The following is a 9,497-nucleotide window of genomic DNA, read 5'->3' on the forward strand; positions in this document are numbered from 1 at the left end:
CTTATGCACGTCCAGACCAACGTATTTCACTGCCTCCGTCATGACTCGCCTCCGCTGCTGAAAAATCCATCATCAGCATCTCAGATTCGAGCCTCCGAGGCTCGGGCAGTCATGGGGTCTAAGGCCTGAGGGCGTCGGAAAACACCTGTTTTTCGTACATCCGTAAGAAATGGCGTGGTTTAGGACTTACCCGCCATTCAAAAGCGCACGAAGAACGGCGGCTTTCGGCAGGAGCGGACGATCGATAATTTGCCGATGTCATCCCCCGAAACAAGCAAGATCTGGTCGATTGCTGTCCAGAAGCACGCGGCAGAACAACGTGAGAAGCTGATGTCTATCTTTCAATTTTCATTCAGAAATGCGCCTCTCATCCAATTCGAGTTTCACCCCAATCCATTTTTCAAAAGAGAAGGAACGGACTGAATCCGGGATAATGCCCTCGGCGCGCATCAGAATGAACCGATCATTCAGCTTCCTACCAGTCGTGCGGAGCGTACCACATGCGAAATCACTCTTTACACGGATAAAAATCGGCATCAATCCGGCCGGCGTAGCTGGAGATACTGCCGATGCGTTTTTTGCCATGGTCGATGCTCTGCATTGTGGCTTTCGCCTCACCGGCGTTTACGCAGGACGTGCTGCCGCTTCCGCTTGATTATGGTGCTGCGCAAGAGCGGCTGCTCCACCGATCCGACGCGATCGAGGCTTCTGCCGCGAACATACGCAGCAAGGAAGCACAGGAAGGAGCGACCCGGACGCTCGGCCGCCCCGATATCGATATCGAGGCGCAACTGCTGGAATATCAAAAGACGCTCTATCTGCCTCTCGGCTCGCTGGCACCTGTGGCGGAAGCCTTCGGCATCCCCGATCCGCTGAAGTTCAGGCAGGAACGCACCAGTACACGGCCGATCGTCACGGCCACGTTGCCAATCTACGCCGGCGGGCAGATCAGTGGCACGCAGGCCGGCGCACGCGCCCAGGTCGCGCAGGCAAAGGCGGATCGGGACATTGCGATCGACGATGCGCTCGTCCAGCTTGTCCAGGCCTATTACGGGCAACAGCTTGCCGAACGAGCGCTTGGCATCCGCCGCGATGTGCTCGATGGCCTCGAGCGGCACGTTGCCGACGCGGTGAAGCTCGAACAGGCACGCTTCATCAGTCGCGCGCAACGCTTGCAGGCGGAGGTCGCGCGCGACGACGCGGCGCGCGACTATGCACAGGCGATTTCCGATCTTGCCACCGCCAATGCCGCGCTCGCCGGGATACTGCGCGCGCCGGCGGGGGTGCGCCCAATCAGTCCGCTCGGGGTCGATTCGCGGCCACTCGCGCCGCTCGCCACGTTCAAGGCCGCCGCGCTGGACACACATCCCCAGCTCGCCCGGTTGCGGGCGCTGGAGGACCAAGCGGAGGCCGGCGTGAAGATCCAGCAATCAAAGCTCCGGCCGACCATCTACGGCTTTGGGCAATATAATTTCGACCGACGCAATTCACTGCTCACGGATCCCGATTGGTCGATCGGCGTCGGCTTGAAATACAAGCTCATCTCCGGCGCGGGCCGGCAGCAGCAGGTGGAGGCCGCGCGCGCGACAGTGGAGCAGGCCGACGCCGGGCTGCGCGAGGCGCGCACCCAGCTCGATATCGGCGTGACCAAGGCGTGGAATGACGTGGAGGCGGCGCGTAAACGGTTCCTGCTCCTCGACAGTGCGCTGGTCTCGGCGGACGAGAATGTGCGTCTCCAGACCCTATCCTATCGCGAGCAACAAGCGACGTCGCTCGACGTGGTCGACGCGCAACTCGGGCGCGGCCGGGCCCGCATTCAGCGCGCACAGGCGGCGAATGACTATGTGCAAGCGCTCGCCCGGCTACTCAGCATGAGCGGGCAGGTCGACCGGATGCCGGAATATCTCTCGCGGGCCGACAAGGTGATCCCATGACCGAACCCACGCAAGACGACGCGCCCCCGCCTGTCGAGGCCCCCGTGCCCGCCGCCATTCCCGCCGACGCACCCGCACCATCCGACGCGCCAGCACCCGCTGCCCCGCCCGCGCCCACCACGCACGGTCGGCCGATGGTGATCATCGCGGCGATTATCGTGACGGCACTGCTCGCGCTTGGTTTGTGGCTCAGCTACCGCCCCGCGCCCGATCAGCTTCAGGGCATGGTCGATGCGCGCGCACTTCGGATCAGTAGCAAGGTGACCGGGCGGATCGCCGCCTTCCATGTCGAGGAGGGCCAGCCGGTGAAGGCAGGGCAATTGCTCTACACAATCGCCAGCCCCGAAGTTGCCGCCAAGTCCGAACAAGCGGGCGGCGCGCTCGTGGCGGCGCAGGCGGTGGAAAGCAAGGCGGACGAAGGTGCGCGGCCAGAAGATATCCGCGCGGCGGAGGCACAGTGGCGCCGCGCAAAGGCCGCCGCCGAGCTCGCCCAGACCACCTATGCACGCACCCAGCAGCTCTATGAACAGGGTGTGCTCGCCGGTCAGAAAGCGGACGAGGCCCGCACCAATGCCGTCGCCTCCGCCGAACAGGCCAAGGCGGCACGAGCGCAATATGATCTCGCGCTGGCCGGCGCGCGACTGCAGGACAAAAAGGCAGCGAGCGGCCAGGTGCAACAAGCGCGCGGCGCGGTGGCGGAAGTGCAGGCGGCGGCCGACGAAACCCGCGTCATCGCGCCGGCGGATGGCGAAATCGGTAAGCGGCTCGCCCAGCCCGGTGAACTGGTGCCGCAGGGTTTTCCGGTGTTCACGCTCACCGATACCGCTCATCCATGGGTGACGCTGAACGTGCGCGAGGATCAGCTCCACGGCCTCGCCCGCGGCAAAGAACTGAGCGGCACAATCCCCGCGCTTGGCAATCTGCGCGCGCGCTTCCGCGTGATCTATACGGCACCGGCTGGCGACTTTGCGACCTGGCGGGCAACGCGGCAATCGAGCGGCTTCGATATCAAGAGCTTTGAGGTTCGCGTTATGCCCATCGCGCCATTCGTGGCGCTGCGGCCGGGCATGACCGTGCTGTTCGACTGGCCGGCATAACAGGGTGGGGAACGCCTTCGGCAGCGCGCTTCGCCGGGAAATGCGTTTCCTCGCCACCAGTTTCTGGGACCGTGCGCTGGTGATCTGGGTGCCATTGCTGCTGATGGCGGTGGTGGCGATCCAGTTTTCCGCGGGCGTGATGCGCGACCTGCCGATTGCGGTGGTCGATCTGGACGGCACCGCCATCGCGCGTGAACTGACCCGCCGGCTCGATGCGGCGCCGGGGCTGCGTGTCGTGGCGCAGGTGCCAGATATGCAGGCGGCCGAACGGATCGTACGCTCCAACCGCGCCTATGCAGTCGTGCTGATCCCGGCGGATACCGAGCGCGCGGTGCTGCGCGGGACGACCGGCAGCATCACCACCTTTTACAACGCCAGTTATTCGACCGCTTCGGGGGCAGCCCTGCGCGAGATTGGCGCGGTCGTGCAGGCCTATGCCGCAACGCTCGGCACCGAGCAGGCCGCCGCTCTCGCCGGGCCCGGCCAGGTGCGCCGGCCGCCGGTTGCCGCGCAGAGCACCATTCTGTTCAATCCGCAGAGCAGCTACGAACTGCAACTCGTGGCGCTGATCCACCCCGCGCTGCTGCACCTGATCTTCATGGTTGCCGTCGCGAGCGCACTGGGCCGCGAGTTGCGCGACGGCACGATCGGTGCATGGATCGGCGGAGAGGATCGGCGGAGGGCGATCGCCGCGGTGGCGGGCAAGTTGACGCCATATCTGGCAATTTTCACCGGCTGGGGATTGCTGGCCACCGGCTATCTCGCCGGGCTGCGCGGCTGGCCGGTCGCGGGCAGCGTGATTCTGCTGCTCATCGGCTATGTCGCCATGTACCTCGCCTATATCGGCGTGACCTTGCTGATCGTCGGCCTCACCTTGTCGATGGGCAGGACGTTATCGATCGCCGGGCTTTACGCGGGCGCCTCCTTCGCCTTTGCGGGCGCGATTTTCCCGATCGAATCCGCCTCCAGCTTCGCCCGGATCTGGAGTGCGCTCCTGCCCTATTCGGCATTCGCCAAGCTGCTGTCGGAACAATGGATTATGGGCGCGCCCGCGATGAAATCTGCCGGGCAGCTGCTCGCTATGCTCGCCTTCCTGATCGTCGGGACAGGCATCGGGCTGCCGCTTTACCTGGCGGCTGCACGCCGGCCGCAAGCCTGGGGGCGACGATGATCGGCCGCGCCTTCCTCGCCACCTTCCGCGCAATCCTGGCCGACAGCTCGGCGCTGATGCTGCTGATCGGGTCGTGCCTTCTTTATTCCTTCTTCTACCCCACCGCTTATTCCGGCGAGGTGCCGGTGCGGATGCCGGTGGCGGTGGTCGATCTGGATCATAGCGCCACCAGCCGATCGCTGGAGACCCGGCTCGGCGCGTTGCAACAGGCGGAAGTGGTCGCGCGGCTCCCGTCCCCCGCCGTCGCGCTACGCTGGCTGGAAGAACGGCGGGTGAGCGCGATCGTGGTGATTCCGCAAGGCTTTGAACAGCGCATCCTGTCCGGCGGTCAAGGGACCGTCGCGCTCTATGGCAACGGCGCCTATCTGCTGCGCAGTTCGACCGCGCTTGCCGGCATTGGTGCGGCATTGGGAGAGATCGGACGCGATGCTGCGGTTGCCCAGGCGATGGCCAGCGGGGCGCCGGCCGCCGCCCCGCTGGCGATGATCCAGCGCCCCTTGTTCAACACCCGCGAGGGCTACGGCAGCACGATCTTTCCCGGTGTCGCCTTTCTCATCATCCAGCAGACCTTGTTGATGGGGCTCACCGTGCTTGCCGCAACGATGCGAGAGCGCCAGGGAACGCTCAGCTTCGCGCCACGCACCCTGCTCGGCATCGCGCTGGCCTTTCTCGTCATCGGGTGCGCGGACATCGCCTATTTCACTGGTTTCGTCTTCTGGTTTCAGGATTATCCGCGCGGGGCTGCCGATCCGCTGACGCTGGTCGTGTCCGCAACGCTGTTCATATCCGCGACGGTCGCCGGCGCGTTGGCGCTCGCCAGCTTTTTCCGCACGCGTGAGCGCCCCATCCAGTTGTGGATCGTCACCTCGGTCCCGATCTTCTTCCTGTCCGGTCTGTCCTGGCCAAGCGAGGCGACGCCGCACTGGCTATCGCTGTTGGCGCGCCTCCTGCCGACGACGCCGGGAATCAAACTGATGGTTGGCGTCAACCAGATGGGCGCAACGCTGGTCGAGCAGCGAGGTGCGTTGATCAATCTCGCGCTGCTAACCATTTTTTACGGTGCGATCGCGGTATCGCGCTATCGCCTGCGGCCTTGCGGAGCGCCATAGCCCGCCGACTGAACATGCCCCCTGTTTGGTAGCGAGCCATTCACATCTCACGGCCGATTTTAAACTTTACGGGCGGACGAGGGACGCTCTGCCGCTGTCGTCTCACGGCCTCTTACCCCTTCGTCTTGGGATCTGACGATCGCTCAGTGACTTGGCTCCAGCCGCGAGCGCGTAATTCCACCTCCTGAATGAATAACTGGTTTCGAGATCATGCCTTCAGAAATTGAAGGACACCGATCGGGCGCTCCGCGACTCTGCGGTTGAACGAAACCCGAACGGCCATTTTTGGCAGGAGCGGTCATTCCCCGAGCGTCGGAGAACGACTTGAGTTGGTCGACTGCTGCCAGTAGCTCTTAAGTTGCATTCTGCCGTCAATCACATGTTTGCCGACACCCTGGCCGACCACCTCGGCTCGGCCTATCGCGAACCGGCCTTTTCTGCGCGACAAACCCTGTCGCAATGCTAAGCTGCACGGGAACTCTGGATTCGAGGTTTTCCGCACATGCTGGTTGGCTACATGCGCGTGTCTTCGGCCGATGACCGCCAGTCGGTCGGTCTTCAGCGCGACGCGCTCGTCGCGGCCGGGGTCGACGAGCGGCACCTTCACACTGACAAGGCATCCGGCGCGCGCGACGACCGGCCGGGGCTGAAGGCCTGCCTTGAATACCTGAAGGCCGGCGACATGCTGGTGGTGTGGAAGCTGGACCGGCTCGGCCGGTCTTTGCCGCACCTGCTCGGCATCGTCACCGACCTGAAGGCGCGCGGCGTCGCGTTCCGGTCGCTGACCGAGCAGATGGACACGACCACTCCGCACGGCGAGCTGCTGTTCTCCATCTTCGGCGCGCTCGCGCAGTATGAGCGTGCTCTAACCCGCGAGCGCGTCATCGCCGGGCTAGCAGCCGCGAAGCGTCGCGGGCGGCAAGGCGGGCGGCCGCCCACGATCGATCCCGAGCAGATCGAGCAGATCAGGGCCGCGCTCGATAGCGGTGCCAGCAAAGCATCGGTCTGCCGCTCCTTCAAGGTGGCTCGGTCGACCCTGCTCGACACACTGGAACGGGTGGGCTGGACCGCCTCAGCCAAGGCCTGATCCAGTGCCGCATCGCGCTGTTCTCACCGAGGGGCAGCGCGACGCGCTACTCGCTCTCCCCGACACTGAACTCGACCTGGTCCGGCACTGGACGCTGAGCGCCGACGATCTGCGCGTCATCGTCAGCAGGCGGCGTCCGCACAACCGGCTCGGCTTCGCCGTCCAGCTCTGCGCGCTCCGTTATCCCGGCCGGCTGCTCCGGCCGGGGGAGCTGATCCCGAACGCGCCGCTCGCGTTCGTCGCCGACCAGCTCGACGTCGATCCGGAGGCGCTCGCCGGCTATGCGTCGCGCGGGCCGACCCGCTACGAGCACCTCGACACGCTGCGCGACGTGTTCGGGTTCCGGCAGCTCAGCCGTCCGGCAAGGGCGGAGCTGCAAGCATGGCTGCTGCCGGCCGCACTCGCCACGACGGGCGGCGCCGAGCTCGCGCGCATGCTCCTGGACGAGTTCCGCAGGCGACAGATCATCGTGCCCGGGATCACGCTGGTCGAGCGCATGGTGGCCCGGGCGCTGCTCGACGCCGAACGCCACGTCGCCGAGCTGCTTACCCGAAAACTCACCGCAGAGCAGCGCGACGGGCTGGAAGGACTGCTCGTGCCCCACGCAACGGCGAGGACAAGCGTACTCGCCTGGGTGCGACAGCCGCCTGGGCGACCGGGCCGGCGCGCGTTCTCGGCTATCCTCGATCGGCTCGCCGCCTTACGCGTGCTCCGGCTCAACCCAGCACTGACCGACGCCGTGCATCCCGAGCGCCTGCGGCGGCTCACGGGCGAGGGCGCGCGGCTCACCGCCCAGCACCTCGCCACCTTAAACCCCTCTCGACGTCGTGCGGTGCTGGTCGCGACCGCGCTGGAGACGCAGGTCACGCTGACCGACGACGCGGTTCTCATGTTCGAGCGGCTGTTCGGCCAAATGTTCCGCCGCGTCGAACGGCGCGAGGAAGCCGCGCTGAAGCGCGACCGGCGCAACATCACGGCCAAGATCAGGCTGCTCGCGCGGTTGGGCGACGCGCTCCTTGCCGCGCGGAGCAACGGCGACGACCCGCTCGCCGCGGTCGAGCGCGTCATTGGTTGGGACGAGCTCGGCTCTGAGGTGGAGGAGGCGAAGCGCCTGGTCCGGCCCGACCCGCTCGACCCTGTCGAGCTCGCCCGGTCCAACTTCCCCATCCTGCGCCAGATCGGCCCCGCGTTCGTGCAAGCCTTCACGTTCGGGGCGGTGCCGGCCTGCTTGGCGCTCGCGCGCGGTGTTGAGATTGTGCGACTGCTCGGAACCGGTCGCCTGCGCAAGCTCCCGGCCGATGCGCCCGTCGGCTTCATTCGCCAGACCTGGCGACGTCGCATCGGTCGGGATGGCATGGACCGGCGCACCTACGAGTTCTGCGTGCTGGCCGAGCTGCGCGACCGGCTGCGCGCGGGCGACATGTGGGTGGAAGGAAGCCGCCGCTATCGCGCGGTCGCGCAGCAGCTCATCCCCGCGCCCGTGTTCGCCGCGATGCGGGAGGCGGGACCACTGCCGGTGCCGTTGCCGGGATCCGCGGCCGAGTGGCTGGCCGGGAAGCGCGAGGTCCTCGCCCGCCGTCTGGGCGAGGTGGCGACTAAGGTCGGTGCCGACGCGCTCGAGGACCGTCGCTACGGGCAGGGCGGCTGCGCATTTCGCCGCTGAAGGCGAGCACGCCCGACGAAGCGGAAGGCGCGCTCGCGCCTTTGTACGCGCACCTGCCGCCGATCCGCGTGACCGACCTCCTCGCCGACGTCGACCGCTGGACGGGGTTCACCGGCTGCTTCACGCACCTGACCACGCGTCGCACTCACGACGACCCGCGCGCGGTGCTCACCGCGGTGCTGGCCGACGCGACCAACCTGGGCCACGCGCGCATGGCGGAAGCGTGCGACCTGGTCAGCCAGCGCCAGCTCGGCTGGTTGTCGTCCTGGCACCTGCGCGAGGAGACCTACGGCACGGCGCTCGCCCGGCTGGTGAACGCGCAGCACCGGATGCCGCTCGCGGCCCTGTTCGGGTCGGGCGCGTCGTCGAGCTCGGACGGGCAGCACTTCCCGCTCAACCGTCGCGCCCAGGCGACCGGGGCCGTCAACCCGCACAAGGGCTCGGAGCCGGCCGCCTCGTTCTACACGCACGTGTCCGACCGCTAAGCGCCTTTCCACTCCAAGGTGATCTCGGCCGGTGCCGGCGAGGCCGCCCATGTGCTCGACGGCCTGCTCCACCACGGGGCCGACCTCAGCATCGAGCGGCACCACACGGACGGCGGCGGGGTGTCGGACCACGTCTTCGCGATGTGTCACGGGATGGGCTTCCTGTTCGCGCCGAGGATCCCGAACCTGTCTGCCAGACGGCTCCACTTGTTTGAGGGCCTCGACCCCGGACCGGACATCGCGCCGCTCGTCGGCGAGGCGATCGACGAAGAGCTGATCACGGCCCACTGGACGGACGTGCTCCGTCTCATGACCTCGGTCCGCACGGGCGCCACCAGCGCGTCCGCCATGCTGGAGCGGCTCGGCTCCTACCCGCGCGCGAACGGCTTGGCGCTCGCGCTGCGGGAGATCGGGCGCGTGGAGCGCACGCTGTTCACGCTCGACTGGATCGAGCACCCCGACGAGCGGCGTCGCGCTACCCGCGAGCTGAACAAGGGCGAGGCGGAGAACGCGCTCAAGCGGGCGATCTTCTTCCATCGCGCAGGTCGGTTGCGCGACCACGGCCTTCAGGCGCAGAGCCATCGCGCGAGCGCCCTCAACCTCGTCGCAGGCGCGATCGTGCTGTGGAACACGACCTACCTTGAAGCCGCCATGCGGCACCTCAAACGCCAGGGTCGCCCCGTGCCGATCGACATGCTGGCCCACCTCTCGCCGCTCGGCTGGCAGCACATCAACCTCACCGGCGACTATCTCTGGACCGAGCCCGCCACCAAACCGGGGCAGCTCCGGCCGTTACGCTCGATGCTCAGCCCGCCGCTGTCCCGAGCCGCTTAGACCCCATGACTGCCCGAGCCTCGGAGGCTCGAATCTGAGATGCTGATGATGGATTTTTCAGCAGCGGAGGCGAGTCATGACGGAGGCAGTGAAATACGTTGGTCTGGACGTGCATAA

The 9,497-nt window shown here is 66.5% G+C and carries 6 protein-coding genes and 1 pseudogene; 6 read left to right on the plus strand and 1 reads right to left on the minus strand.

Features of this window, described 5'->3' with window-relative positions:
• Positions 1 to 348: 348 nt before the first annotated feature.
• On the minus strand, positions 349 to 585 hold the full coding sequence (locus ABLE43_RS22680; protein WP_348980231.1) for a hypothetical protein: 237 nt from the start codon (positions 583 to 585) through the stop codon (positions 349 to 351).
• Between ABLE43_RS22680 and ABLE43_RS22685 the strand changes: the two genes are divergently transcribed.
• From ABLE43_RS22685 to ABLE43_RS22710, 6 genes and pseudogenes are all read left to right on the plus strand, one after another.
• Positions 570 to 1,934 (plus strand): TolC family protein, encoded by a 1,365-nt coding sequence (locus ABLE43_RS22685; RefSeq protein ID WP_312488879.1) that lies wholly within the window; start codon positions 570 to 572, stop codon positions 1,932 to 1,934. The genes ABLE43_RS22680 and ABLE43_RS22685 overlap by 16 nt on opposite strands.
• Entirely contained in the window at positions 1,931 to 3,031 is a 1,101-nt protein-coding gene (locus ABLE43_RS22690; RefSeq protein WP_348980232.1) for an HlyD family secretion protein, read from the plus strand. Before ABLE43_RS22685 ends, ABLE43_RS22690 begins: the two co-directional genes overlap by 4 nt.
• A gap of 40 nt (positions 3,032 to 3,071) precedes the next feature.
• On the plus strand, positions 3,072 to 4,202 hold the full coding sequence (locus tag ABLE43_RS22695; RefSeq protein WP_348980233.1) for an ABC transporter permease: 1,131 nt from the start codon (positions 3,072 to 3,074) through the stop codon (positions 4,200 to 4,202).
• Positions 4,199 to 5,311, plus strand: coding sequence for an ABC transporter permease (locus ABLE43_RS22700; RefSeq protein ID WP_312488875.1), 1,113 nt, complete (start codon positions 4,199 to 4,201; stop codon positions 5,309 to 5,311). Before ABLE43_RS22695 ends, ABLE43_RS22700 begins: the two co-directional genes overlap by 4 nt.
• 502 nt (positions 5,312 to 5,813) lie before the next feature.
• Complete coding sequence (locus ABLE43_RS22705) at positions 5,814 to 6,398, plus strand: recombinase family protein (RefSeq protein WP_199556439.1); 585 nt, start codon at positions 5,814 to 5,816, stop codon at positions 6,396 to 6,398.
• Between the two features lie 4 nt (positions 6,399 to 6,402).
• A pseudogene (locus ABLE43_RS22710) lies at positions 6,403 to 9,380 on the plus strand (Tn3 family transposase).
• Positions 9,381 to 9,497 lie beyond the last annotated feature (117 nt).

The sequence above is a fragment of the Sphingomonas silueang genome (genome assembly GCF_040049155.1).
GTDB classification, from domain to species: Bacteria; Pseudomonadota; Alphaproteobacteria; order Sphingomonadales; family Sphingomonadaceae; genus Sphingomonas; species Sphingomonas silueang.

What these genes read in the sequence shown, in the direction of transcription:
- ABLE43_RS22685 (WP_312488879.1), top strand. Translation starts at nt 570, where the DNA reads ATGCGTTTTTTGCCATGGTCGATGCTCTGCATTGTGGCTTTCGCCTCA.
- ABLE43_RS22680 (WP_348980231.1), bottom strand. Translation starts at nt 585, where the DNA reads ATGGCAAAAAACGCATCGGCAGTATCTCCAGCTACGCCGGCCGGATTG.
- ABLE43_RS22690 (WP_348980232.1), top strand. Translation starts at nt 1,931, where the DNA reads ATGACCGAACCCACGCAAGACGACGCGCCCCCGCCTGTCGAGGCCCCC.
- ABLE43_RS22695 (WP_348980233.1), top strand. Translation starts at nt 3,072, where the DNA reads ATGCGTTTCCTCGCCACCAGTTTCTGGGACCGTGCGCTGGTGATCTGG.
- ABLE43_RS22700 (WP_312488875.1), top strand. Translation starts at nt 4,199, where the DNA reads ATGATCGGCCGCGCCTTCCTCGCCACCTTCCGCGCAATCCTGGCCGAC.
- ABLE43_RS22705 (WP_199556439.1), top strand. Translation starts at nt 5,814, where the DNA reads ATGCTGGTTGGCTACATGCGCGTGTCTTCGGCCGATGACCGCCAGTCG.